At 59.2% G+C, this 24,890-nt stretch carries 28 protein-coding genes; 16 read left to right on the forward strand and 12 right to left on the reverse strand.

Annotated features, from left to right (window positions below):
- Nucleotides 1-24 precede the first annotated feature (24 nt).
- On the forward strand, nt 25-864 hold the full coding sequence (lepB, locus tag ACR0IP_RS21330; protein ID WP_170474120.1) for a signal peptidase I: 840 nt from the start codon (nt 25-27) through the stop codon (nt 862-864).
- The gene (rnc, locus tag ACR0IP_RS21335; protein WP_480527843.1) at nt 861-1,541 is read left to right on the forward strand and encodes a ribonuclease III; all 681 of its coding nucleotides are present in this window, start codon (nt 861-863) and stop codon (nt 1,539-1,541) included. Before lepB ends, rnc begins: the two co-directional genes overlap by 4 nt.
- Before the next feature lie 129 nt (nt 1,542-1,670).
- On the opposite strand, the gene ACR0IP_RS21340 is transcribed toward rnc, so the two are convergent.
- Nucleotides 1,671-3,047 carry a multicopper oxidase family protein gene (locus ACR0IP_RS21340; protein ID WP_480527845.1) on the reverse strand — a complete coding sequence of 459 codons (1,377 nt, stop codon included), beginning with the start codon at nt 3,045-3,047 and terminating at the stop codon, nt 1,671-1,673.
- 158 nt (nt 3,048-3,205) lie between these two features.
- Here ACR0IP_RS21340 and era point away from each other — a divergent pair, with 158 nt between their 5' ends.
- The 3 genes from era (at nt 3,206) to ACR0IP_RS21355 (ending at nt 4,868) form a co-directional block, all read left to right on the forward strand.
- Nucleotides 3,206-4,114, forward strand: a complete 909-nt coding sequence (era, locus tag ACR0IP_RS21345) for a GTPase Era (RefSeq protein ID WP_170681249.1) — start codon at nt 3,206-3,208, stop codon at nt 4,112-4,114.
- Nucleotides 4,111-4,440, forward strand: coding sequence for a DUF1491 family protein (locus ACR0IP_RS21350; protein ID WP_170641401.1), 330 nt, complete (start codon nt 4,111-4,113; stop codon nt 4,438-4,440). The genes era and ACR0IP_RS21350 overlap by 4 nt, the downstream gene beginning before the upstream one ends.
- Nucleotides 4,441-4,544: 104 nt before the next feature.
- Nucleotides 4,545-4,868, forward strand: coding sequence for a SemiSWEET transporter (locus tag ACR0IP_RS21355; protein ID WP_170380439.1), 324 nt, complete (start codon nt 4,545-4,547; stop codon nt 4,866-4,868).
- A 7-nt stretch (nt 4,869-4,875) separates the two neighbouring features.
- Here ACR0IP_RS21355 and trhA read toward each other — a convergent pair whose 3' ends face one another.
- Together trhA and ACR0IP_RS21365 are read right to left on the reverse strand one after the other, a co-directional pair.
- Nucleotides 4,876-5,544 carry a PAQR family membrane homeostasis protein TrhA gene (gene trhA, locus ACR0IP_RS21360; RefSeq protein WP_170380438.1) on the reverse strand — a complete coding sequence of 223 codons (669 nt, stop codon included), beginning with the start codon at nt 5,542-5,544 and terminating at the stop codon, nt 4,876-4,878.
- A gap of 122 nt (nt 5,545-5,666) precedes the next feature.
- Nucleotides 5,667-7,952: a fatty acid cis/trans isomerase gene (locus ACR0IP_RS21365; RefSeq protein WP_480527848.1), complete on the reverse strand. Its 2,286-nt coding sequence runs from the start codon at nt 7,950-7,952 to the stop codon at nt 5,667-5,669.
- A 140-nt stretch (nt 7,953-8,092) separates the two neighbouring features.
- Here ACR0IP_RS21365 and recO point away from each other — a divergent pair, with 140 nt between their 5' ends.
- Nucleotides 8,093-8,818, forward strand: coding sequence for a DNA repair protein RecO (gene recO, locus ACR0IP_RS21370; protein WP_480527850.1), 726 nt, complete (start codon nt 8,093-8,095; stop codon nt 8,816-8,818).
- Here recO and ACR0IP_RS21375 read toward each other — a convergent pair.
- The 3 genes from ACR0IP_RS21375 to ACR0IP_RS21385 all read right to left on the reverse strand — a co-directional run bounded on the left by ACR0IP_RS21375 (nt 8,802) and on the right by ACR0IP_RS21385 (nt 11,686).
- Nucleotides 8,802-9,194 (reverse strand): META domain-containing protein, encoded by a 393-nt coding sequence (locus ACR0IP_RS21375; RefSeq protein WP_209254969.1) that lies wholly within the window; start codon nt 9,192-9,194, stop codon nt 8,802-8,804. The two genes, recO and ACR0IP_RS21375, sit on opposite strands and share 17 nt — an antisense overlap.
- A 43-nt stretch (nt 9,195-9,237) precedes the next feature.
- Nucleotides 9,238-9,786, reverse strand: a complete 549-nt coding sequence (locus ACR0IP_RS21380; RefSeq protein ID WP_480527853.1) for a hypothetical protein — start codon at nt 9,784-9,786, stop codon at nt 9,238-9,240.
- A gap of 208 nt (nt 9,787-9,994) precedes the next feature.
- Complete coding sequence (locus tag ACR0IP_RS21385; RefSeq protein ID WP_170463218.1) at nt 9,995-11,686, reverse strand: acyl-CoA dehydrogenase family protein; 1,692 nt, start codon at nt 11,684-11,686, stop codon at nt 9,995-9,997.
- Between the two features lie 144 nt (nt 11,687-11,830).
- Between ACR0IP_RS21385 and ACR0IP_RS21390 the strand changes: the two genes are divergently transcribed.
- Nucleotides 11,831-12,595 (forward strand): sulfite exporter TauE/SafE family protein, encoded by a 765-nt coding sequence (locus ACR0IP_RS21390; RefSeq protein ID WP_480527855.1) that lies wholly within the window; start codon nt 11,831-11,833, stop codon nt 12,593-12,595.
- A 4-nt stretch (nt 12,596-12,599) separates the two neighbouring features.
- On the opposite strand, the gene ACR0IP_RS21395 is transcribed toward ACR0IP_RS21390, so the two are convergent.
- The 3 genes from ACR0IP_RS21395 to ACR0IP_RS21405 form a co-directional block, all read right to left on the reverse strand.
- Entirely contained in the window at nt 12,600-13,064 is a 465-nt protein-coding gene (locus ACR0IP_RS21395) for a hypothetical protein (RefSeq protein WP_480527857.1), read from the reverse strand.
- 111 nt (nt 13,065-13,175) lie between these two features.
- On the reverse strand, nt 13,176-13,466 hold the full coding sequence (locus ACR0IP_RS21400) for a hypothetical protein (RefSeq protein ID WP_170380432.1): 291 nt from the start codon (nt 13,464-13,466) through the stop codon (nt 13,176-13,178).
- A 343-nt stretch (nt 13,467-13,809) separates the two neighbouring features.
- On the reverse strand, nt 13,810-15,408 hold the full coding sequence (locus tag ACR0IP_RS21405) for a phosphoenolpyruvate carboxykinase (protein ID WP_170380431.1): 1,599 nt from the start codon (nt 15,406-15,408) through the stop codon (nt 13,810-13,812).
- Between the two features lie 60 nt (nt 15,409-15,468).
- Between ACR0IP_RS21405 and ACR0IP_RS21410 the strand changes: the two genes are divergently transcribed.
- From ACR0IP_RS21410 to ACR0IP_RS21445, 8 genes are read left to right on the forward strand one after another with little or no spacing between them, the layout of a single operon-like run.
- Nucleotides 15,469-15,735 carry a hypothetical protein gene (locus ACR0IP_RS21410; RefSeq protein ID WP_480527859.1) on the forward strand — a complete coding sequence of 89 codons (267 nt, stop codon included), beginning with the start codon at nt 15,469-15,471 and terminating at the stop codon, nt 15,733-15,735.
- 21 nt (nt 15,736-15,756) lie between these two features.
- On the forward strand, nt 15,757-16,461 hold the full coding sequence (locus ACR0IP_RS21415; RefSeq protein ID WP_170380430.1) for a response regulator transcription factor: 705 nt from the start codon (nt 15,757-15,759) through the stop codon (nt 16,459-16,461).
- A 32-nt stretch (nt 16,462-16,493) separates the two neighbouring features.
- Nucleotides 16,494-18,212, forward strand: a complete 1,719-nt coding sequence (locus tag ACR0IP_RS21420) for a sensor histidine kinase (protein WP_170692766.1) — start codon at nt 16,494-16,496, stop codon at nt 18,210-18,212.
- A gap of 3 nt (nt 18,213-18,215) precedes the next feature.
- Nucleotides 18,216-18,686 carry an HPr kinase/phosphatase C-terminal domain-containing protein gene (locus ACR0IP_RS21425; protein WP_170692764.1) on the forward strand — a complete coding sequence of 157 codons (471 nt, stop codon included), beginning with the start codon at nt 18,216-18,218 and terminating at the stop codon, nt 18,684-18,686.
- The gene (gene rapZ, locus ACR0IP_RS21430) at nt 18,683-19,564 is read left to right on the forward strand and encodes an RNase adapter RapZ (protein WP_480527862.1); all 882 of its coding nucleotides are present in this window, start codon (nt 18,683-18,685) and stop codon (nt 19,562-19,564) included. The genes ACR0IP_RS21425 and rapZ overlap by 4 nt, the downstream gene beginning before the upstream one ends.
- Nucleotides 19,561-19,953: a PTS sugar transporter subunit IIA gene (locus tag ACR0IP_RS21435; protein ID WP_170380426.1), complete on the forward strand. Its 393-nt coding sequence runs from the start codon at nt 19,561-19,563 to the stop codon at nt 19,951-19,953. Before rapZ ends, ACR0IP_RS21435 begins: the two co-directional genes overlap by 4 nt.
- A 16-nt stretch (nt 19,954-19,969) precedes the next feature.
- On the forward strand, nt 19,970-20,239 hold the full coding sequence (locus tag ACR0IP_RS21440; protein WP_170380425.1) for an HPr family phosphocarrier protein: 270 nt from the start codon (nt 19,970-19,972) through the stop codon (nt 20,237-20,239).
- A gap of 40 nt (nt 20,240-20,279) precedes the next feature.
- On the forward strand, nt 20,280-21,179 hold the full coding sequence (locus tag ACR0IP_RS21445) for a lysophospholipid acyltransferase family protein (protein WP_170380424.1): 900 nt from the start codon (nt 20,280-20,282) through the stop codon (nt 21,177-21,179).
- Nucleotides 21,180-21,252: 73 nt separating this feature from the next.
- On the opposite strand, the gene ACR0IP_RS21450 is transcribed toward ACR0IP_RS21445, so the two are convergent.
- Entirely contained in the window at nt 21,253-22,128 is an 876-nt protein-coding gene (locus ACR0IP_RS21450; protein WP_170380423.1) for a 3-hydroxybutyryl-CoA dehydrogenase, read from the reverse strand.
- 173 nt (nt 22,129-22,301) lie between these two features.
- On the opposite strand from ACR0IP_RS21450, the gene ACR0IP_RS21455 reads away from it, so the two are divergent.
- A complete protein-coding gene (locus ACR0IP_RS21455; RefSeq protein ID WP_480527864.1) occupies nt 22,302-23,129 on the forward strand; it encodes a DUF6473 family protein in 828 nt (275 codons plus the stop codon).
- 59 nt (nt 23,130-23,188) lie between these two features.
- Here ACR0IP_RS21455 and ACR0IP_RS21460 read toward each other — a convergent pair whose 3' ends face one another.
- Both ACR0IP_RS21460 and ACR0IP_RS21465 read right to left on the reverse strand, forming a co-directional pair.
- Nucleotides 23,189-24,118 (reverse strand): electron transfer flavoprotein subunit alpha/FixB family protein, encoded by a 930-nt coding sequence (locus ACR0IP_RS21460; RefSeq protein ID WP_170380422.1) that lies wholly within the window; start codon nt 24,116-24,118, stop codon nt 23,189-23,191.
- Complete coding sequence (locus tag ACR0IP_RS21465) at nt 24,118-24,876, reverse strand: electron transfer flavoprotein subunit beta/FixA family protein (protein WP_170463230.1); 759 nt, start codon at nt 24,874-24,876, stop codon at nt 24,118-24,120. The genes ACR0IP_RS21460 and ACR0IP_RS21465 overlap by 1 nt, the downstream gene beginning before the upstream one ends.
- Nucleotides 24,877-24,890: the final 14 nt, after the last annotated feature.

The raw sequence follows: 24,890 nt of genomic DNA on the forward strand, positions 1-24,890 counted from the left end.
CACACCAAGGAGCGAAAGAGCAGTATGGCCGAGGACGTCAAAACCGGAAATCCCATCTGGGAGACGATCAAAACCATCGTCTATGCCCTGTTGATCGCAGGCGTTTTCCGCACCCTGTTCTTCCAGCCCTTCTGGATTCCCTCCGGCTCGATGAAGCAGACCCTGCTGATCGGTGATTTCCTGTTCGTCAACAAGATGGCCTACGGTTACTCCTACGCCTCCTGTCCTAGCCTGATCATCCCCAGCGTCGGTCTGAATATCGACGCCGAGGATATCTGCGGCTGGCTTCCAGGTGACGACAATACCCGCATCTGGGGCGGAGAGCCCGAGCGCGGCGATGTGATCGTCTTCCGTCACCCTGTGACGGGGCGTGACTACATCAAGCGCCTCATCGGTCTGCCGGGCGACCGCGTTCAGGTTCGCCAAGGGCAGATCATCCTGAATGGCACACCCGTCCCGCAACAGGCCGATGGCGTGTTCACCGAAGTGGCGGCTCCGCAAGGCCCGCAGCGCCTGCGTCCGCGCTGCTCCAACGGTCCGGTCGGTATCGGTGGCGTTTGTGAGAAAGAGCGCTTTGTCGAGACCCTGCCCAATGGCGTATCCTATGATGTGCTGAATATTGGCAATCAGGGGTCCGACAATACCGGCATCTACACGGTGCCCGAAGGCCACTATTTCTTCATGGGTGACAACCGAGATAACTCTGCTGATAGCCGCCTACCGCAATCTGCTGGCGGGGTAGGCTATGTTCCTTACGAAAACCTGATCGGTCGCGCCGACCGGATCATGTTCTCGTCGGCCGGCCGGTCTATGCTGTTCTTCTGGACATGGCGCAGCGACCGCTTCTTCAAGGCGGTCAATTGAAGGTATCGGCCGATATAAAGGCGTTTCAGCATCGCTTGGGGTACAAATTCTCTAACCCCGAGCTGTTGGTGCGGGCATTGACCCACGGTTCGGTTTCGTCCGCCACCCGGCCCGACAACCAGCGGCTCGAATTCCTGGGCGACCGCGTTCTGGGTCTCGTAATGGCAACGGCCTTGCTGGAGGCGGATAAGAGGGCCTCCGAAGGCCAACTGGCCCCGCGTTTCAACGCGCTGGTGCGCAAAGAGGCCTGTGCCGATGTCGCCCGCCAGATTGATCTGGGCGCGGTGCTGAAGCTGGGCCGGTCCGAGATGCTGTCCGGTGGTCGCCGCAAACAGGCGCTTCTGGGCGACGCGATGGAGGCAGTAATCGCCGCCATCTACCGCGACGCCGGGTTCGAGGCCGCCCGCGATGTCATCCTCGCCCTCTGGGGCGATCGCATCCACACAGTCGAATCCGACGCCCGCGATGCTAAAACCTCGCTGCAGGAATGGGCACAGGCCCGCGGCCAGAAACCGCCTAGTTATATCGAGGTCAAACGCAGCGGCCCCGACCACGCGCCGGTCTTTACCATCGCCGCCCGCCTACAGGACGGGACCGAGGCACAGGCCACCGCCGGATCAAAGCGCCAGGCCGAACAGGCGGCGGCAAAAGCCCTTCTGGACTCGCTGCCGACGTAGCCCCCGTTCATCTTCCAAAACCCGATCCGCTCTTCATCTGGCCAAAAATATCCCGGGGGTGAGGCCGGATGAAATCTGGACGAGGGGGCTGGCCCCCTACCGGTCGGATTGGCGCGGCCAACCCGATGCCTAAATCACTTTGATATACCCGGTCAGACCGGTTTTCTGATGCTCGATCACATGACAATGAAAGGCCCAGTCGCCGGGATTGTCTGCGACCAAAGCGATTTCAACGATTTCATCTTTCAGCAGCAGCATGGTATCGGTCAGCAAGGGCGGCAGCTTGCGTAAGTTCGACTGCAACGGCATAAACACAAGCCCATGCAGGTGGATCGGATGCAGGTTTGGCGATTCGTTTCGTAGCCGCAGAACATAGCTCTTGCCCATCTCCAAAACGGCCAGAGGGCCAACGCCCTCTGCGGCATCACCCGCCCAAGGGGTCCGGTTGATTGACCAGAAATTATATCCCAAAGAGCCACAGAACCCGTTATTCGGTTCTCCACCTTCGGGCGTCCAGCCAAAGACGAACTCATGTAGCTCGGCCGTGGCCAGATCAGGCCGTGCAACCGGATTCGGGGGCAGTGGTTTCAACTCCTGCAAATCGCGCGCAACATCCGCGCCTACGGCCCGAAGACGTGCCATCGGACGATGCGGCCGACCCGGCAGCTTCGCGACCAGATCCACCATCTGCCCCTCGCCAGAGGGCATCGCCACCGCGAAATCCACCCGTTGACCCGGACCAACCAGCAGGGGTTCATCGGCGCTTGGCAGGGGAACTTCGACATTAAGCGGATGACCGTCCCATGCGATGATCCGGGCTTTGGCGCCCTTGAGATGCAGCCGATAGATCCGGGTCGTATCCGTGTTTATCACCCGCAGTCGTACCAACCCGCCCGAGACGTGGTCATAGACAGGCGCATCCAACCAGTTTGCGGTCTGTAGATTGCCGAATGTCCCGTCTCGCGCAGCGCCGCGCTGGGTGTACGCGGGCAAGAATTGGTCCTCGTCATCCAGCCGGAAATCACGCAGATTGACGACCTGTTCGCTGTCAAATCCGGGATCTTCGGCCTCGGCAATAACCATCACGCCGGTCAGGCCATGGGCCATCTGCTCCATCGTCATGCAATGGGGGTGGTACCAATAGGTTCCGGCATCGGGGGGCGTGAACTCATAGTCGAACAGTTCATTCGGCCCCATTGGCATCTGGGTCAGATAGGGCACGCCGTCCATCGCATTGGGAATACGCAGCCCGTGCCAATGCATCGCGGTGTAGTCCAGTGTCGAGTTGCGCACCGGCAGGCGCATCGCCTCGCCCTGACGGCCCCGCAGCACCGACGGTGGCGCATCCGAGGACAGGCTGACCATCCCGGTCGTCACCTGATCGCGCAGTGCAAAACTGGCCGATTGGATGACCAGTTCAGGCGCGGCCGAGGCCAGACCGAACCCTCCCACTCCGATTGCCCCGGCGGCGGCGCTGCTGCCCAAAATGAACTCGCGACGTTTCATGAATTGCCTCTTTGATGAAATCCTCGCCTGGCTGTCATCGGCGTGGCGTGTGGCTACAGTTTCACTGCACACGACGGATCGCAATGCGACAAAACCCTCTGGCCCGCGCGGGCATTCTGCTATAGGGGTGCGCACTTGCAAACAGGATCGCAACACACATGACCACACGCGCCGGATTCATCGCCCTGATCGGAGAGCCAAACGCAGGCAAATCCACCCTTTTGAACCGCATGGTCGGGGCCAAGGTCTCGATCGTGACGCATAAGGTGCAGACCACCCGCGCCCGCATCCGTGGCGTGGCGATGGAGGGCGACGCGCAGCTGGTCTTTGTCGATACGCCCGGCCTGTTCAAACCGCGCCGCCGTCTGGACCGTGCCATGGTTGCCGCAGCGTGGGGTGGGGCGGCTGATGCGGATGTGGTTGTCCTGATGATCGAGGCCCATCGCGGCATCACCGAAGGCGTCGAGCGGATCCTCGAAGGTCTCGAAGAGATCGGGCAGGGCCGCACCATCGCGCTGGCCATCAACAAGATCGACAAGGTGCCCTCCGAGAAGCTTTTGGCGCTGACCAGTGACTTAAACGCTCGCTACCCGTTTGCTGAGACCTTCATGATCTCGGCCGAGAAAGGCCACGGCGTCGACGACCTGCGCAAATGGCTGGCGGGTGAGCTGCCCGAAGGTCCTTGGCTCTATCCCGAAGACCAAATCGCCGATCTGCCCCTGCGCATGATCGCCGCTGAGATGACACGCGAAAAGCTGACCCTGCGCCTGCATCAGGAACTGCCCTATCAGCTGACCGTCGAAACCGAGAACTGGGAAGAGCGCAAAGACGGCTCGGCCCGGATTGATCAGATCATCTACGTCATGCGCGACGGCCACAAAGGCATCGTACTGGGCAAAAAAGGCGAGACGATCAAGGCCGTCAGCCAGGCCGCGCGGGCGGAATTGGAAGAGTTCCTCGACCGCAAGATTCACCTGTTCCTGCAGGTCAAAGTCCGGCCCAACTGGTTGGAGGAATCCGAGCGGTACTCGGAGATGGGTCTGGATTTCAAAGACGGCAACGCATGACCCGTCTGACCGCAGACTTCTGGGTTCATGCCTATCTGGCGCGGCTGCGGTTTCAGGAAATACCGGCCTTTGTGGTGGCGCATGGCGATGACACGGCGGGCGCGGTGCTGGTCAAGCTCAACACGCTTGACGGGCAGGCGGTGGCCTTCCAACGCAGCTTTGACCTGATGAGCGGCGCGCGCAAATGGGTGGAACTCTCAAGCGGCGCCGAGGGTGATGTGGACGAGGCCATCCAGCGCCAGCGCAGCTTTGACCCTGATCTCTGGGTGATTGAGGTCGAAGACCGGCAGGGACGGCATTTGCTGGATGAAGAGGGGCTGGAATAGCCCCTCCCACAGGGACTTGGACAGGCGGCTCAAACCGTCTAGTTTGAAGGGCAGATCGGTAAATGCCGATCGTTTGGAAAATCGCAAAAAGGTCAGGTGTTGGCGTGGCTGAAACACTCGCTGAGAAACTTGAAAAATCGAACCTCGGTCATTGGATGCAGCGATTCGAAGGCTTCATGGTCTTTATTGGTGTTGTTGGCCCCTTTGCCACGCTGCCGCAGCTGATCAAGCTGTTTTTCACACACTCGCAACACGCCACCGGCCAGTCGCTTTTGTCCTGGTCGCTTTATGCTGCGCTGTCCTTCCTGTGGTTTGCCTATGGGTTGGTGGTCGGAAAGCTGCCGATTTATGTGGGCAACGGGATCTCGATGATCCTCAACATGTTGATGGTGCTTGGTATCCTGATGCACGCGGGCCTAACGTTCTGAGTGGGCATTAGCCTAGCAACAGCGGCTCCAGCGACACCCGTAGTGATACGGCGGCGAAGAACAGAACACTACCTGCCAGAACGAAAACATGCCAGATCGTGTTGTGATAGGGCATCCAGTCGGACAGGTAGAAGATGACGCCTGCGGTGTAGACTACCCCTCCGGCAATCATCAGGGCCAGAACTGAGGGTGGCAGCTCGTCCAGCAAGGCATGCCCGCTCCAGACGGCAGCCCAGCCCATTCCCAGATATAAGACCAGCCCGATCCAGCGAAAGCGATGCGGGTCCACCATTTTCAGCACCGACCCCAGCGTGGCCGAGGACCAAAGGCCGATCATCAGCCCCGGGGCTTGCGCTCCGGACAGCAGCAGGAAAGGCGTGTAGGTGCCTGCGATCTTCACATAGATGCCCGAGTGATCCAGCCTGCGAAGAACTTCGGACCATCGATCGCTAACGACCATGTTGTAGAGCGCAGAAAAGCTGAGCATCAGGATCAGCGTCATTCCGTAGATCGACGCGCCCATGACCGCGTCCGGGTCGGCGCGATAGTACATCGTCATGACAATCAGAATGGGAACCGCGATGAGGGCTAGAAACAGGCCCAGAACATGTACAACTCCGTCACTGATGCGCTCGGCCCGGCTGTAGGCTGGCCGGATATGTGCAAAAGATCGCATGGTAAAAGGGTAGGGCCGCTGTCGCGTTTGGGCAAGTCTGCCGGGCTGAACTTATCGTGTGGGTGTCACAGCTGGCGGCGCTGGCGGGTGTTTTTCATCCCCTCTTCATCAAACCGCAATGCTCAGGTCGGATCTTCGCCGGGCTTTGGGTCTTTGTACCGGTTGAGGTCCAGAATGCCCGCCTGGATTGGGTTATCCTTCAAAAAACGGGTGTGGATCTGATCGCTGATGGCCCAGAAATCTTCGCTGGTCCGACGCACGCCGAAATCGGCAACCGGCTGCATCCAGTCCTCTTGCGTGGCGACCGCTTTCACAGCCTGAACAAAGTCGGGCAATTGCGCTTCAGGCAGTTTGAAGAAGAAGTTTGGGTAGCTTCCGATCATTTCAGGCAGAATGGTCAGAACGTCTTTGTCGGGTTCTCGCCGAGCGGATTCGTCAAACAGGAAGGCTATGTTGGTATGGGCCTTGTCGTGAATCAGGGTGAAAACCTTGGCATTCTCGTCGCTTGTCTCGACCACCAGAAAGGAAAGGTCGGGCAGGAACTTTACCCAAGGCCCGGTCTGGCTGGCCAGGGCAGTCAGCGCATCCTGCGCGCAATCCGCGCCATCGCATCGGTTGATCGGGTCTGAGCGCGGCCATAGCCCATTGCCGCGGTCGACTAGATGCAGAAGAAACTCCTGCTTCGGGGCGTTCGTTTCAAACAAGATCCCCGTGGGCATCGTGTCGTCGATGCGGCGGGTGTGCCAGAACGTGTGCAACCTGGCGAGAACGCCCCGATACCAGCTTTCGTGCATACCCGGCCGCAGATTGCGCGGCATGAAGGTCAGGAAGTTGTCCTCACTCTCCATGCGCAATTCGTCCATGTAGATACGGGTCGCCAGTTGATGCTCGACACGTCCGAACACATCATATCCAGCGACCAGATTATAGTAGATCCGTTCAAACACCGGATAATCGATGACCCAGGCGGTTTCCGGAATATCGCCGTGAAATCCTGTCAGGGCCGAGGCATTGTCGAAGTGTCGAAACACGGTGATCAGGGCGTTCGGGTTGGTTTCCTCGCCATCCCAGATCGCGTCATAGCCCCAACCGGTTTGATGCGCGGGGCTGTTGCGATAGCGGGTATCGCGGAACTCAAGGTACTGGGCCTGGTTCTGATGCGAGAACATGTGCAGGTCGCCCAAGCTTTGGCCTACCTGCGCGACGGGCAACTCAAGAAGCGCAGCGCCTTCGGCCAGAAAACTAGGGTCGGTGATCGAGAGGTCGGCGTCGGGGTCTAGGAAACTGACCCAGAACCGGTCCTCGATGACGTCAACGGCAGTCTCTCCGTGACAGACGGGGCCGCGGATGAAGCTGCGGACAAAGAACAGCGCATCGTCTAAAAGGAATTGGTACCGGCTACGCGCGGGGATCGCCGCAAAGGTCGAGAAGGGGTCTCCGCCCTCGGCGTCGCCATAGGAGGGCAGGTCGGTCAGTGCCCAATTGGGCTGCAGGAACAGCGCCTGAAACCGCATCATTCGATCAGGGCTCAGCGTATAGACGAGATGTTCCTTGTGGACGATGGTCTCATCGACCTGTTGCAAACGGTAGTAGAATGGCCCTTCGCCGGGATCATCAAACGGGCGGCGGGTGGCGATGATGTCGATCTCTTCTCCACCGGGTGTTCTGGACCGGACCATTTGAAAGAACCGCCGTGGGTCATCGCCTTCGAAATGCAGGCGGGCCAGAAACAGGTGTTCGAACAGATACCGGTTCATCAATTGCGCGCGCGGGTCGGAGGCGTTCAAAAATGTCTCCCAAGCGGAAACCTGCGCTTGGATATCATCCGGCAATGGCGTGGTCGCCTCAGGCAAAGCTGCTCCGCTCTGCACCCAATCCATCAGCAACGCATGTTCTGAGGCTGTCAGTGGAGCAGTCCCATAGGGCATTCCGGCCATGGGATGGCTTTCGCGGAAGGCGTCGAACTCCTGATCGGTTGGGCAGACCAAGGGGCGGTCAAGCGCCAGCCCCAACGAGTCCGGTAGGGGCGCGTTGGGGGGCAGAGGGTTCTCGGCCCCCAGTGCCAAATAGCGTTCTAGCAGGCTGGTCTCGCCTTGTGCCTGCGGAAGAACCGGATGGAACCCCAAATCCCGCCACCCCTCAACTGTTGTGGCATCCTGTCCCAAACGGGTGGGCTGGGCATCTTCCAGACGCTGCGAATGATAAACCGCCAGCTTGCTGCCGCCGCGCAGCAGCCCCTCGGGCGAGGTCAGCTTGACCTGACAGGGCGCATCGTAGCAGCCGTGGCAAATCACGCATCGCTTGTCGAGAACTGGCTTGACCTGTGACCAGTCTGCCTGCGCGAATGCGGAAAGGGGGCTAAATCCAATTAAGCTTGCAAATAGCGAAACCCAAACTCTGCCTGGCATCTTTGTCCTCCCGCCCATCGCGCGCCCAGAGATAATCTTGGACCAAGCGCCCGGTTTGTCGAGTCCCCATCCCGCTTGCGCCCGCCGCGCAGTTGCGCTCTTGTGAGGCGAGCGATTTCCAACCCCGACCGGAGCTTGCCTTGGACTGGCGCGATCACGGCATCTTACTGACCACGCGCCGCCACGGTGAAACGGCCGCGATCATCGAGGTCTTTACCGAGGCCCATGGTCGTCATGCGGGCGTGGTGCGTGGGGGAACCAGCCGCAAGATCGCGCCGATCCTACAGCCCGGCGCGCAACTGGACGTGCTGTGGCGGGCGCGGCTTGAGGAACATATAGGCACTTTCCAAGTCGAACCGCTGCGGTCGCGCGCGGCAGCGGCATTTTCCGGTCGGCTTGCGTTGGCGGGGCTGAACGCCGTGGTGTCCCTGTTGTCCTTTTGCCTGCCCGAGCGCGAGCCGCATCCCGCCATCTATACCCAGACCGAGCAGTTGATGGATCTGCTGGGGCAAGATGAGATCTGGCCGCTGGCCTATCTGCGCTGGGAGCTTGCGCTGCTTGAAGAGCTGGGCTTTGGCCTCGACCTGTCCTCCTGCGCTGTGACCGGCGCGACCGAGGGGCTGGTCTATGTCTCGCCCAAAACGGGTCGGGCCGTCAGCGTTGAAGGCGCCGGGGAGTGGGCCGACCGCCTGTTGCCCCTGCCGCCCTGTCTAAGGGGCGAAGGGACGGCCCCGGATGCTGAGATCGTGCAGGGGCTGCATACGACGGGGTACTTTATGGAACACCGCGTTGCGCCCGCGCTGGGCCATCATCCGCTGCCCGAGGCGCGGGCGCGGTTCATCGAGAGGCTTACTCGGCGGCTTTGAACACCATCTCGTGCCCGTCCTCATTGCGCAGAATAAGAACATCGCCCGAAACCTCGGATTGGGTCATCGCCAACAGGGCTGCGAAATACATGCCCTCGGCCTCAAGCGCGGCACAGGCGGCGCGGGTGGCGGCAAGGTCCTTGATCTCGAACCATGGATAGGGCGCGTTCAGCGTGCCATTGTAGCTGTTGCAGGGGGCGTTGCCCGCGATTTTGCCCTCCTCGGGGAATTGCAGCAGGGCGCTGGCTTCAAAGGGCTGTCCGTCAATCTCCTGCAGGACCCAGGACCGGTCAGACGCGCCATAGGCTGCCACGGTTTCGTCGCGGTCGCATTGAAACAGGGCCATCAAGGGCAGAACGAGGGTCAGGCGTAGCATGGGCACAATCTAGCGCGACTTCGGTTTGTGCTGAACCAGAATCTCAGCTGCCCGCGCTGGCCGAGATCAGCTCTTCGCGCACCTCCAGCCGGGGCCGCCAGTTGTAACGGTCGTCTTCCGAGATCTCGCCCCAGAACAGGTCGCCGCTCTGCCGCCAGGGATCAAGGATCACGCCTTCCTTCAGGCTGTCTCCCCGCGCGCTGATCGCTGCCGAATGGTGGATGATGCGGAACGTGGTCGGAGGAGAGGTGGCCCAATGTACATCCAGCGTTTGAAAGCTCTCTTGCTGCAAGCGCCGGGTCATGGCCTGCGCCCAGTCATTGCACAGGCCGTAGTCGCGAAAGCCGTTGATGACCTTGGCGTTGTGAACGATCGGCGAATCCGTCACGTTCCAGTCGCGCTTCAATTGTTGTGAATAGCTGAACGAGATTTCCGCGGCGCGGCGGGCCTCGGCCGGGTCGACATTGGGGCCAAGGTTGCGGATCTCAAGCGCCAGCCCATCGACATCCGCCCGTGTAACAGTCGAAGACGGAGCGCAAGCCCCAAGGGTCAGCATCACCAAGGCAGCAAGCAGCGCGGTCAGGCGTATCACGTTCGTCTCTCCGTCCGGGTTTCGAGAGGTCGTGTAAGTGATCTGCGCGGGATCGGGAAGGGGGAAGTTGCAGTGAAGAGTGTTCAGAGTTGGTTCTGTTGGCTTTGTGGGACACACGGTTAGCGCCGTGCACAATATAAGCAATTCAAGAAAAAAAACCGGCGCGGGCGCCGGGTTCAGTTGGGGAAATGAAGTTGCCGAATTTCGGTCAGCCCAGCAGACGCCGTGCGATGACCTGTGCCTGAATTTCGGCAGCCCCTTCGAAAATGTTCAGGATACGCGCGTCGCACAGGACGCGGCTGATTTTGTATTCCAGCGCGAAGCCGTTGCCGCCGTGAATCTGCAGCCCGTTATCGGCCGCGGCCCAGGCCACACGCGCGCCCAGCAGCTTGGCCATACCGGCCTCTAGATCGCAGCGTTGGCCGTGGTCTTTTTCCCAGGCCGAGAAATAGGTCAGCTGCCGCGCGATCATGATCTCAACCGCCATCATCGCCAGCTTGCCGGACACGCGCGGGAAGTTGATCAGCGATTTGCCAAACTGCTTGCGGTCCTGCGCGTATTGCATCGCGATATCCAGCGCACTTTGCGCAACGCCGATGGCGCGGGCGGCGGTCTGGATGCGGGCGGATTCAAAAGTCTCCATCAACTGCTTGAAGCCTTTGCCTTCTTCGCCGCCCAGAAGGTTTTCACCCTTCACGTGGAAGCCGTCGAATCCCAGCTCGTATTCCTTCATGCCGCGATAGCCCAGCACCTCGATCTCACCGCCGGTCATGCCGGGCGTAGGGAAGGGGGCCTCATCCGTTCCGGGCGTCTTTTCGGCCAGGAACATCGACAGACCCCGGTGGTCGGTGCTGTCAGGATTGGTACGTGCCAGCAGGGTCATCACATGGGTTCGGGCCGCGTGGGTGATCCACGTTTTGTTGCCGGTGATCTCATAGTCGCCATCAGCGTTCTTGACCGCACGGGTGCGCAGGCTGCCCAAATCCGAGCCGGTGTTGGGTTCGGTGAACACGGCGGTCGGCAGGATCTCGGCGCTGGCCAGCTTCGGCAGCCAGTTTGCTTTTTGCTCATCCGTGCCGCCTGCGATGATCAGCTCGGCCGCAATCTCGGAGCGCGTGCCCAGAGAACCGACGCCGATATAGCCACGCGAAAGCTCCTCGGACACCACGCACATCGAGGCTTTGGACAGGCCAAATCCACCGAATTCTTCGGGGATGGTCAGGCCGAAAACGCCCATTTCGGCCAGTTCTTCGATGACCTCGATTGGGATCAGTTCGTCCTTGAGGTGCCAGTCATGGGCGTGCGGTTCGACCTTTTCGACGGCATAGCGACGGAACTGGTCGCGGATCATTTCAAGTTCTTCGTCCAGACCAGACGCGCCGAACATGGTGGCTCCGGCCTGGTCTTCCATGAGAGCGACAAGGCGCGACCGCGCGGCTTGCGTATTGGCCTGTGCCATCAGCGTCTGGATTTCAGAGGTCTGGAACCCGGACAGAGCATCCCAGCCCAGCCCCAGATCCTGCAGGCGTACAACTTCGCCCTGGTTCATGGGGATACCACCAGCGACTTGATGCAGATACTCACCAAAGGCGATCTGGTGCAGAAGTTGCTCAATCTCGCCAAACTTGCCGTCCGCCTCAAGCGCTTCGGCCCAGCGTTGCATCTGTGCAAGGGACTGATGATACGTCGCCAGCCATGCCAGCCCGTGAGCAGCTGTCTGGTTCGCCTCGATCAACGCACCCGAGATGCGACCGTCCGCCTCGACCATGGACCGTACCGAATCGCGCGCGCGTTCAAATACGGCTTCGACCGCTGGTACGGCGGCCTTTGTCAGGGCCAGAAGGTCTGGCAAAATCGCAGCTGTCGTCATCTGGGTCATATCCTGTCCGTCATGGGCCATGAATCACGTCCTCTTTTGCGTCGTCTGGTCATATCATGCTGCACGTGCAGCGCAACAAAAATACTTATTACGTAGCGAAAAAGTTCAAATATTACCTTGGCATTTTTGCAGTGCAGAGAGCGCACAGGGTGATATCTAGACGCCATGACATTGTTTTCCACACTCTCTCCGACCGATCTTGCCCTGGCTGCTGCGATTGCGTGCCTAGCCGGATGGGTCAAAGGCATGGTCGGTTTCGCGATGCCGATGGTTCTGGTTTCGGGGCTGAGCATGTTCCTGTCGCCTGAGCTCGCGGTTGCCGGTCTTATCTTCTCAACCGTCGTGACCAACGGCGTTCAGGCGCTGCAGGAAGGGGGGCGGGCGGCTATTGCCTCGATCCGGCGGTTCCGGGTCTTTCTGAGCGTTGGTTTGGTCTTTCTGCTGATCGGAGCGCAATTGGTGACGCTGGTTCCAGCTTCAACCTTCCTGATGTTGATCGGCATTCCGGTGACGGTCTTTGCATTGCTGCAGATCCTAGGTGTCACCTTCTCCCTCAAAGAAGCATCAGCGCGTATAGAAGCGATCTTCGGCGTAATTGCGGGTTTTGTCGGTGGGATTTCGGGCGTATGGGGGCCTCCGACCGTGGCGTATTTGACGGCCCTGAATACCCCAAAGCAAGAGCAGTTGAGAGTGCAGGGTGTAATCTATGGTTTGGGCGCTGTTGCTTTGACAGTGGCACATATCGGGTCAGGGATACTGAACCGAGAGACAGCGCCGTTCTCGGCTGTTTTGGTCGTGCCAGCCCTTGCGGGGTTGTGGCTGGGGATGCGATTGCAGGACCGCATTGATCAGGCCCTATTTCGGAAAATCACCCTGTTGGTACTGTTGGTCGCTGGGCTGAACCTTGTCCGCCGTGGTCTCTTCGGTTAGCGGATCACGCCCGCTTGTCCGCAAAGCGAAACGCGAAATAGAGGCCGAGCATCAGGAAGAAGAGGCCCGAGACGTCTCCGATCAGAAAGGCTATGTACTCAGCGGTCGCACTGCCGAAGGCCAGGTTCGTCAGCCCCGAGACCAGGAATGAGGTCACAACGCCGACGCCCATGATGCAGATCCAGCAGGGTTTTCGGTCGGCGCGCGGGAACAAATCCCAGCCGAGCCACTTGCAGAGATAGAAGACCGCGGGAACCGTTGTTACTGCGATTGTCATCGCCATAAGACGACTGGGTAAGAATACATCGCTGCCGCCGAGTGCTGCGAAAACGATGAAAACACCGGGAAGAAGGGCAAAGATCGCCTTCCAGCCCAATAGCCACGCGGATAAAACGCGCACGCCATGTGGCAGAAACAGCAGACTCGCCCGACTTGGATATTCGGGAAAGAACAAGTTCTGCAAAGGCATCAGGACCTCAAAAGTGAGGAAGGATGCGATCACATAGGCCAAAGAGGCAAAAAATGTTTCCGAGGCCCACTTGCGCACGTCGATCAGCCGTTGATCTGCCGGGGCGCGGCGTCACCGTGGTGCATGTACGATATACCGTCCGCGATTGGCTGTGCCGCTTTGCGACAGATAACCCTTTTCGACCAGCGACTTCAGCGCGCGGAAAAAGGTGGGCCGCGAAACGCTCTGGACCAGAGTGTGTTCGATTAAGCCGAATGTCCGGACTTCTTGGTCGGCTTTCGATAGCTCTTCGGCTGCGTAATAAATGTCGCGCTCGACCGGAGAAAGCTGTTCAAGGCCTAGTGTGCGCTCCATGCTTTGCATGAGCTTGCGAAGTTCGGTGAGTTTCGAGATTTCGGTCATATCTTACCTGTCTTTTTCGTGCCAACGCGGCCAAAGCCGAAACCTGGAAATATGTCCAAACACCGTGGTGTCTGGCTGGTTTCATATTGACACTTTACCCCATCTACTTAGACTAGCGTTGTGATTAGGTTGCCCAATTCGCTGGTGTGAGTGTCCGCGCATGAGCTGCCCAAAGGTTATTTTAAGATTCGGCCCGGTGCAAAAGCTCCGGGCCAATTTAATGTAGCGACTGTAGCGTATCGGAAACTTCGGAACAACGCATTTGTATATGCTGTTTCCGCGCGGTAACCGGAAGGTGAACGTACAGGCAAAGAAAAGGGCGCCGAAGCGCCCTTGATTCAGGTTAGCCGATGGCAACAGCCTTGATGTCTTCGTCGATGAACGGAATGTACTGTTCAAAGTTTTCCGCAAACATCTGCACCAGCTTCTCCGCCTGCTTGTCGAACGCAACCTGATCATCCCAAGTGCGGCGCGGATCCAGCAGAACCTCCGGCACTCCGGGGACCGAGACAGGCACGTCAAAACCAAAGTTGGCGTCCTTGCGGTACTCGGCATCGGCCAGCGAACCGTCCAGCGCAGCGGTAAGCAGGGCACGGGTTGCCTTGATCGGCATCCTGCTGCCAATCCCGTAGGCGCCACCGGTCCAGCCTGTGTTGACCAGCCAGCAGGTCGCGCCATGCTGGGCAATCTTGTCACGCAGCAAGTTGCCATAGGCCTCAGGGCGGCGCGGCATGAAAGGCGCGCCAAAGCAGGTGGAGAAGGTCGGCTGCGGCTCGGTCACGCCACGTTCGGTGCCAGCCACCTTAGAGGTGAAGCCAGACAGGAAGTGATACATCGCCTGCGCCGGTGTCAGCCGCGCAATCGGAGGCAGAACGCCAAATGCGTCACAGGTCAGCATGATGATGTTCTTCGGGTGACCACCCAGAGCGCTGCTGGATGCGTTCGAGATATACTCCAGCGGGTAGGCACAGCGCATGTTCGCAGTCAGCGAGTCATCGTCGAAATCCAATTCCTTGGTTTCGGGATCGAAGACCATGTTCTCGATCACCGTGCCGAATTTCGAGGTCGTGGCGTAAATCTCGGGCTCGGCCTCAGCGTTCAAGTTGATGGTCTTGGCATAGCAGCCGCCTTCAAAGTTGAACGTACCACGATCCGACCAGCCATGTTCGTCGTCACCGATCAGAATGCGTGCTGGATCGGCGGACAAGGTGGTCTTGCCGGTGCCGGACAGGCCAAAGAAGACGGCGGTGTCGACCGGGTTGCCAACGGCGTGGTTGGCCGAGCAGTGCATCGGCATCACGCCTTTTTCCGGCAGCATGTAGTTCAGCAGCGTAAAGACGGACTTCTTGTTCTCGCCCGCGTATTCGGTGCCACCGATCAGGATCAGCTTGCGGTCGAAGTTCAGTGCAATGACTGTCTCGCTACGGCAATTGTGCTTTGCGGGATCCGCTTGGAAGCTGGGGCAGTTGATGATGGTGAAGTCAGCCGTGAAATCATCCAGATCTTCGCGATCCGGGCGGCGCAGCAGATGGCGGATGAACAGGTTGTGCCAGGCCAGCTCGGTGACCATACGCACATTGATCGAATAAGTCGGATCGGCCCCGCCAACGAGGTCCTGCACAAAATAGTCGCGGCCTTTCATATGGGCCAGCATGTCCTCGTACAGTGCGTCAAAGCCTTCGGGGCTCATGGCGGCGTTGTTTTCCCACCAGATGCTGTCGGCGACGCTGTCGGTTTTCACGACGTGTTTGTCCTTAGGCGAACGGCCAGTAAACTTGCCGGTGGTGACCAGAAAGGCCCCGCCATTGCCAAGGGTGCCTTCGCCGCGCTTCAGCGCTTCTTCGATCAGCGCCGGTTCCATGAAGTTGTAATAGACATTGCCCAGACCCTCGATGCCCTGATCTTCGAGGCGGAATTGCGGGTTAACCCGTCCAGATGTCATGTGTGTCTTCTCCTGTGGCGGCGCAGAGGCAGTTCGGCCCGGTGCGCTCTTGGGGCAATCATGCCGGACGACTCCGGCGGACAGGCGTCCTCTTATCATGGTCGTTTGGGGCATGAACAGGAGGCTTTGACGCAGTTAGCGCAACCAAGTCTAGGTTTAGCGCCATCACAAATTTCCTGTCGGAAAACCGGGCAGCATTTTGCGGTCGGCAAGGCATTTTTGCCGCAGAACTGCCGCAAGAAAGGCTTGATTCGTGGTTACGGATTGATTCGGCGCCTTAAAACCGCCAACAATATCCTACAAAAAAGCGTATTATTGCGTATGTGAGCAGGAATAGGGGTGACCCCAATGTCAAAGATTGCACTGGTGGATGACGATAGAAACATTCTGACGTCGGTATCCATGACGCTCGAAGCCGAAGGTTTCGAGGTTGAAACGTATAATGACGGTCAGGCTGCGCTGGATGCTTTCAACAAAAAGCTGCCCGATATGGCTGTTCTGGATATCAAGATGCCGCGGATGGACGGTATGGATCTGTTGCAGCGGCTGCGCCAGAAAACCCAGATGCCGGTTATCTTTCTGACCTCCAAGGATGACGAGATCGACGAAGTTCTGGGTCTGCGCATGGGCGCGGACGACTATGTGAAGAAGCCGTTTTCGCAGCGCCTTCTGGTCGAACGTATTCGCGCCTTGCTGCGTCGTCAGGAAGCCACCGAGGGCGATAGTGCTGCGGTCAGCACCGGTGATGCGAAGGTCATGGAACGTGGTGAGCTGCGGATGGACCCGCTGCGTCACGCGGTGACCTGGAAGGGTAATGATGTTTCATTGACCGTGACCGAGTTTCTGCTTCTGCAGGCCCTGGCACAACGCCCGGGCTTCGTCAAAAGCCGCGACCAGCTGATGGATGTGGCCTATGATGATCAGGTCTATGTCGACGACCGCACCATCGACAGCCACATCAAACGTCTTCGCAAGAAGATGCGCGCCGCTGATCCTGAGTTCTCGGCCATCGAGACGCTCTATGGTATTGGCTACCGCTACAACGAAGAATAGGCACGCGCCCCGTTTGAAGGTATTGTGGTCCCGTGCGTGACACTGACCAATCTGACGAGCTGCACGACGGTGATGTCGTCATCGGGGATGACTGGGTTATCCCGCAAGACCCCGAGTCTGCTGAACTGCGAGAGAAGCGGTCGCGGAGGAACTTGTTTTCTCTGCGTGGCTCGCCTTTGGCGCGCAAAATCGTCACCTTCAACCTGATTGCCTTGGTCATTCTCGTGACCGGTCTTTTGTATCTGGACGATTCCCGAAAGGAACAGGTTCAGCAAACCGCGCGCAACCTGATGGGCGACGCGCAGTTGGTTAGCAACGTGTTCGAGGCTCAGATCCGTCAGAACGCAGCCGCAGGTGCGCAAAATCCGCGGGTGCTGGATGTGGGCGACACGCTGGCTGGGTTAAGCCTACCAGAGGGTGGCGAGGTCTTTATTTACGACGCCAGCGGGACGTTGATCGGCTGGACGCGGGGTGCCTCAGTTGCCGTGGATCTGTCGACCATCCTGCAGTCAGAGGCGGACATCCAAACCGGAAGCACTGTCATCAGTGACGCTTTGAATGCGGTCTGGACCGGGGTGTCCCGGGTGTTCAACTGGTCAACGACTGACGAGGCCCCAACACTGGCCCAACGGGTGCAATCCATCATCCCCGATACGCTTGGCGGCAGAACACAGGTGCAAGCCGTGCAGGACGAGATGGATGAGACAGTGATCGTTGCCGCCGCTCCCATCGTGTTCAACGACGCGACGGTCGGAGCTGTTGCCATAACCGGACCGGCAGGTGAGATCGACGCGCTGGCCCGGCGCGAGCAGGAGCGGATCCTGCAGATGTTTGTCGTCGCCCTTCTGGTTTCGGTCGGTCTCAGCCTTGTTCTGGCGTCGACTATTGCCAATCCGCTGGCCGATCTGGCCGCCGCGGCCGAGATGGGCAAAGACCGGGGTACAGGCGTTAACCCTGGCCGCATCCGCATCCCAGACCTTAGCGCCCGCCCTGATGAGATCGGTCGCCTCAGCCTGGCGCTGCGAGGCATGGTCACGGCGCTCTACAATCGGATTGACGCAAATGAACAGTTCGCGGCCGACGTGGCGCATGAGATCAAGAACCCGCTGGCCAGCCTCCAATCCGCTGTTGGAACGCTGCGGATGGTCAAGCGTGACGATCAGCGTGAAAAGCTTATGGGCGTCATCGAGCATGATGTGCGGCGTCTGGACCGACTGGTCAGCGATATCTCCAACGCCTCGCGGCTGGACGCGGAGCTTGTGAAAGAGGAAGAGCAGCCCTTTGATCTGCTGAAACTACTGGACAATCTGGGCCAGTTTCTGGGCGAAGACGCCAAGTCCAAGGGCATTGAATACGCCACCGATCTACCCGCCGACCCGATCGTGATCAATGGGCTTGAGGCGCGCTTGGCCCAGGTTTTCGTCAATCTGATCACCAATGCGATCTCCTTCTGCGAGCAGGGCGATGCGATCCGCGTTTGGGTACGTCAACGCGACCACCGCGTGCTTGTCGTTGTCGAAGACACAGGCCCCGGCATACCGGAACAGGCCCTGACCAAGGTCTTCAAACGCTTCTACTCTGAGCGCCCCGAAGAGCATTTTGGCAACAACTCCGGCCTCGGGTTGGCGATCTCGAAACAGATTGTCGAGGCGCATGGCGGCGTGATCTGGGCCGAGAACATTAGACCGACCGAAGCCGATGTCACCTCGGAGCCGCTGGGCGCGCGTTTCGTCGTGGGGCTTCCTGTCTAGGACATGAGCAGTCAGACGCTTTCAGACATTGCGAACAAAGAAAGCGCCTGTGTTCACGCGACTAGTGTCGCGGTTCAAGGGCGGGGGCTGCTGATCGTTGGGGCCTCGGGGTCGGGTAAATCCTCACTCGCCCTTCGCATGATTGCTCTTGGGGCCGATCTGGTTGCCGACGACCGGGTCGATCTGAGCCGGGACGAGGGCGCGGTGATTGCCGACGCACCACAGCGGATTGCGGGCTTGATCGAGGCGCGTGGCATCGGACTGTTGCGCGCCGCCCCTTGCGGCCCGGTGGCTTTGGATTATGTGCTCGATATGGACCAGACGCAGCCCGCCCGCCTGCCGGAGCCCGTTACTTTGCAGTTGCTGGGGCACTATGTACCCTTGTTGTTTGGCGCCGGCGTGCCCAATTTGGCCGAAGCACTGATGCAACTGCTTAAAATGGGGCGTGTAGACCTGGAATGGACCAGCACATGACAGCGCAACGGCGGATCGTCCTGGTGACCGGGCCGTCCGGGGCAGGGCGTTCGACAGCCATTCACGTGCTTGAGGATCTGGGGTTTGAGGCAATAGACAATCTGCCCATGGGCCTGCTGACGCGCCTGCTGGAAGGGGCTGGGGATGATCGGCCCATAGCTTTGGGGATTGATGCGCGCAACCGGGATTTCTCGACCATCGGGTTCATCGAACTGGCCGCCAAGCTGGGCCGTATGGAACAGGTTGACCTGACCGTTCTCTATCTGGATTGCAGTGATGAGGTTCTTCTGCGCCGCTTCTCGGAAACCCGCAGGCGTCACCCTGTCGCGAAGGATGCGGGCCCTGAAGCCGGGGTGCGCCAGGAAAAAGAACTGCTGGCCCCGATCCGGGAAATCGCCGATACCCTGATCGACACCAGCGCCCTGAATGTTCACCAACTGCGTGAAGAGGTCGAACATTGGTTCGCCCCACAAGGTGGCCGCCATCTTGCGGTCTCGATCGAGTCTTTTTCCTACAAACGCGGCCTGCCGCGCGGCCTCGATATGGTGTTTGATTGCCGTTTTCTGGCCAATCCTTACTGGCGGCCCGAATTGCGTGCCGCCGACGGTCGAAACGCTGACGTGGCGCGCTATGTCCAGTCCGATAAGAACTACGCTCCGTTCTTTGACCAGGTGGTCGGAATGCTGGACCTTTTGCTGCCTGCCTTTCGCGCCGAGGGCAAAGCGCACCTGTCGGTTGCTTTCGGGTGTACCGGTGGCCAGCACAGATCTGTCGCTTTGGCCGAGGCGATTGCGAAAGCCCTTGCAGACAGGGGGCAGCAGGTGGCAATTAGGCACCGCGAGATGGAACGACGCGCATTGAATGTGAGGCCGGATTGATCGGGATAGTGATCGTAGCGCATGGAGGGTTGGCCAAAGAGTATCTGGCCGCCATGCAGCATGTTGTGGGGCCGCAGCCCGGCCTCGTCGCGATTGCGATCGAAGCCGATCATGACCGCGATGAAAAGCAGGCCGAAATCTGCCGCGCCGCAAACGACGTTGATATGGGTGGCGGCGTGGTGATCGTCACGGACCTGTTCGGTGGCAGCCCGTCTAACCTCAGCCTCCGGGCCTGTGCGCCGCAGGATCGGCGCATTTTGTATGGCGCGAACCTTCCCATGCTGATCAAATTGGCCAAAAGTCGCCACCTGCCCGTGGGCGATGCCGTGCGTCACGCGATGGAGGCTGGACGCAAGTACATCAATGCGCAAAATGTGACATTGGATTAGAACCGGACGTATTGAAATGACCAATCGAAGCTTGAAAATCATAAATGAAAAGGGCCTGCACGCCCGCGCCTCGGCCAAGCTGGTTGAGGTAGTAGAAGGTTTCGATGCAAGTGCGGAAGTCTCCAAGGACGGACTTTCTGCATCAGGCGACAGTATCATGGGCCTTTTGATGTTGGCAGCCTCGCGTGGAACCACTATTGACGTCGAGACCTCCGGGCCGGATGCTGAGGCATTGGCAGAAGCCTTGGAAACGCTTGTGAACGACAAGTTCGGCGAGGGGTTCTAAAGCCACCCCGCCGGGACAGGAAGAACGGGAAGACCAGGAATTGGCGGAAACAACGCACGACACCAAGACAGGCCCCGTTGTCGACGGGACCGAAGATCAGGGCGAGATCTACGACCGTAGAACGCTGACCTATGCCAATTCGTTCGACGATGCCTGGACCGCGACGGCAATCCGCGCCATTGAATGGTGTACCGGCAAGCTGACCATTCTGCGGATGGTCAATAAATTTGAAAAGAAAAACGAGCAGTATCGTGGCCAGCGGTTCTGGGGTGGGGCGCTCAAGACGATGGGGATCACCCTCACCACGCCTGAGGAACAGATCGCACGTATTCCCAAAACCGGTCCCGTTGTCGTTGTTGCCAACCATCCTCATGGCATGGTGGACGGCATGATTTTCGCCGAGCTTATTGGACGTGTCCGTAGCGACTACCGTATCCTGACTCGCTCGGTTCTGACTGGCCTGGATGAGGCCGCGACCTCGTTCATGATCCCCGTTCCCTTCCCGCATGATCCCGAAGCGCAAACCAAAATGCTGGAAATGCGGACCAAGGCGATGGACCACCTGAAAGAGGGTGGCGTGGTCGCCCTGTTCCCCTCGGGTGTGGTTATGTCCTCGGATGATTGGTTCGGGCCGGCAATTGAACGCGAATGGAACGTCTTCACCGCCAAGATGATCCGCCGTTCAGGCGCGACCGTGGTGCCGATTTACTTCCCCGGCCGCAACTCGCGCGCCTATCAGATCGCCAACAAACTCTCGCCGATCCTACGGCAGGGGCTGTTGCTGCATGAGATCGTCCGCTCTTGTAACAAGCCCCAATCCCCGGTGATCGGAGAGCCGATCTCGGGCGAAGACATGCAGCTGCTCGAACGCGACCCGCGCGGTTTCATGGCGTGGCTGCGAAACCACACGATGTCTTTGGGCGGCATAGCAAAGCGCTGATCCGCTCCTTTATCTGGCTAAAATATCCCGGGGTGAGACCGGATGAAATCCGGGCGAGGGGGCTGGCCCCCTTTTAGCGCGTCGGAACCGGCACGTCGCCGCGATAGTCGTAGAATCCACGCTGGGTCTTACGCCCCAGCCATCCAGCCTCGACATATTTCGTCAGCAGCGGACAGGGGCGATACTTGGTATCCGCAAGCCCATCATGCAGCACGTTCATGATGGCCAGACAGGTGTCGAGCCCAATGAAATCGGCCAGTTCCAGAGGCCCCATCGGGTGGTTGGCACCCAGCTTCATCGATTGGTCGATGGATTGAACACTCCCCACACCTTCATAGAGCGTATAGACCGCCTCGTTGATCATCGGCATCAGGATACGGTTCACGATAAATGCCGGGAAATCCTCGGCGCTGGCGGCGGTTTTGCCCAGTTTGTCGACAACGGCCTTACAGGCGTTATAGGTCTCTTCGTCGGTGGCAATCCCTCGGATCAGCTCGACCAGTTGCATGACGGGCACTGGGTTCATGAAGTGGAACCCCATGAACCGCTCTGGCCGGTCGGTCCGGCTGGCCAGACGTGTGATCGAGATCGAGGATGTATTCGAGGTCAGGATCGTATGCGGTAGCAAATGCGGTTGCAGATCCTCAAAGATTGCCTGCTTGATCGTCTCACGCTCGGTCGCGGCCTCGATCACCAGATCGGTCTGGCCCAGACGTGGCAATTCCAGCGTGGTGGTGATCCGCCCCAAAGCGGCTTGCACAGCCTCGTCCGAGATCTTCCCGCGGGATGCTTGACGCGCCAGATTGCCTTCGATCGTCTTTATGGCATTGTCCAAAGCGTCCTTGTTGACGTCGTTGACCAGAACGTCATAGCCCGCCAACGCCAGAACATGCGCGATCCCGTTGCCCATCTGGCCTGCGCCAATCACTCCGACCGATTTGATTTCCATGCTCTGGTGCCTCTGCTCTCAGCTCGCCGCGACATTACCGGCAGTTTGGGGCGGGCGGCAAGAGGCATCCGAGGTCTGCGGACCGGTCAAATTTGCCTCAAATCCGCGCATTAGCAATTTCGCAAGACTTGCGACGGCAAGATGGCAACCGGGTGAAAAATTGGGTGAGTGATATGAGCTATCATCAAACGGGCGCAGCTGTGCCCGAAGACAGCATTTGTCAGTATGGGGCGTCAAAACTGCGATTCCGGGGGCCATCGCGCGCGTTGAACGGCTCCTATCTGGCCTGCATCGGAGGGGACGAGACCTTTGGTCGCTTCGTCGAACACCCCTATGCTGCGATTCTCGAAGGTCTGCTGGACCGCAAGTGCGTCAACTTCGGCAGTCTTCTTTGTGGGGTTGATGCGCTGTGCGGTGATTCCACCTTGGTTGAACTGGCGAATAAGTCCGATCTATGTGTGCTGCAATTGCCGGGGGCACTGGGGCAATCGAATCGCTTCTACCGGGTTCATCCGCGCCGCAATGACCGGTTTCTATCTCCAACATCGGACCTGCTGACGCTCTACCCCGAGGTGGATTTCACGGATGTACATTTCGTGCGTCACCTGCTTGGGTTGCTGCATTCCTATTCGGACGCACGCTTCGAAATCGTCACCCACGAACTTCGCAAAAAGTGGGTGGAAACCCTCGGCGTTTTTCTACAGGAGATCCGGCCTCCGGTCGTTTTGCTGAACCTGCAGGTCGATGGCGAGATCGCCCATGAGGTTGCCGGGCCGCTGGGCTGTGAACCGGTCTTTGTGGATACCGAGATGTTGGACGCACTGCGTCCGTTCGGTGCGGATGTCGTTTCGATGTCAGTCCGGATCTCCGGCGAATCGGATGAGTTGGAGGATATGCTGTTCGGGACCCTTCAGCAGCCTATGGCCGAACATATGATCGGCCCGGCGACCCATCGTCGGATCGCAGAAGCGCTTTCCCGATCGATCCGTGATTTGCATTGAAAAAGGCCCGCCGAGGGGGCGGGCCTTACAATGGTTTTCCAAGCAACCGCTTGGTTCGATCAGCCGAGTTTCTCGGTCAGTTCGGGTACGGCCTGGAACAGGTCAGCAACCAGACCGAAGTCAGCAACCTGGAAGATCGGTGCTTCTTCGTCTTTGTTGATCGCAACGATGACCTTCGAGTCCTTCATACCAGCCAAGTGCTGGATCGCGCCCGAGATGCCGACGGCGACATACAGGTCCGGTGCAACAACCTTACCGGTCTGACCCACCTGCCAATCGTTCGGGGCATAGCCCGAGTCCACGGCGGCACGCGACGCGCCAACAGCGGCGCCGAGCTTGTCAGCCAGAGTCTCGATCAATTTGAAGTCTTCTTCCGAGCCGACACCACGGCCGCCCGAAACAACAACACCAGCCGAGGTCAACTCGGGACGATCGCTCTCGGCAACCTTGTCCTCAACCCAGGACGACAGGCCGGGGTTTTCGCCAACCGAGATGGTCTCAACCGCAGCCGAACCGCCTTCGCCTGCCGCATCAAAGGAAGCGGTGCGGAAGGTGACGACTTTCTTGGCGTCGTTCGATTTGACGGTCTGGATCGCGTTGCCTGCATAGATCGGACGCTCAAAAGTCGAGCCGTCAACCACGCCAGACGCATCCGAGATCACCATCACGTCCAGCAACGCAGCAACGCGCGGCATGACGTTCTTGGCGTCGGTGGTGGCAGGGGCAACGATGTGCTCATAGCCATCGGCGAGACCCACGATCAACGCTGCGGTCGATTCCGCCAGGCGGTGGCCCAGCGACTCGTCTTCAGCAACCAGAACCTTGGACACGCCGTCGATCTTGGCAGCAGCCTCACCGGCAGCAGCGGCAGAACCGCCCGCGGCCAGAACGGTCACATCACCCAGCGATTTCGCAGCGGACACGGCCTTGGCAGTGGCGTCCAGCGACAGTTCGCCGTTGTTGACTTCGGCAAGCAGAAGTACAGCCATTACACAGCCCCCGCTTCTTTGAGTTTCGAGACCAGCTCATCAACCGAGCCGACGACGATACCAGCGGCACGGGCCGGCGGCTCATCGGTTTTGACGATTTCCAGACGCGGAGTGACGTCGACGCCGTAATCGGCGGCGGTTTTCTCGTCCAGCGGCTTTTTCTTCGCCTTCATGATGTTCGGCAGCGACGCATAGCGCGGCTCGTTCAGGCGGAGGTCAACGGTCACGATAGTCGGCATCTTGACGTTGATGGTCTGCAGACCGCCGTCAACCTCACGGGTGATTTTGGCGGTGTCGCCTTCGATGTCCAGCTCGGAGGCGAAGGTGCCCTGGCTCCAGCCCAGTAGGGCCGACAGCATCTGGCCGGTGGCGTTCATGTCATTGTCGATCGCCTGCTTGCCCGCCAGAACGATGCCCGGCTGCTCTTCCTCGACCACTTTGGCCAGGATTTTCGCAACGGCCAGAGGCTCGATATCCGTGTGGACGTCATCCGCAGCCACAACCAGAATCGCGCGGTCCGCACCCATGGCCAGAGCAGTCCGCAGCGTCTCCTGCGCCTGCTTCACACCGATCGAAACAGCAACGACTTCGTCAGCCTTGCCCGCTTCTTTCAGGCGGATCGCCTCTTCAACTGCAATCTCGTCGAACGGGTTCATCGACATTTTTACATTGGCGAGATCAACACCGCTACCATCCGCCTTAACGCGGACCTTAACGTTGTAGTCAATCACGCGCTTGACAGGCACAAGTACCTTCATTTTTGCGTTCGCTC

The organism is Ruegeria sp. AL11 (genome assembly GCF_056540865.1).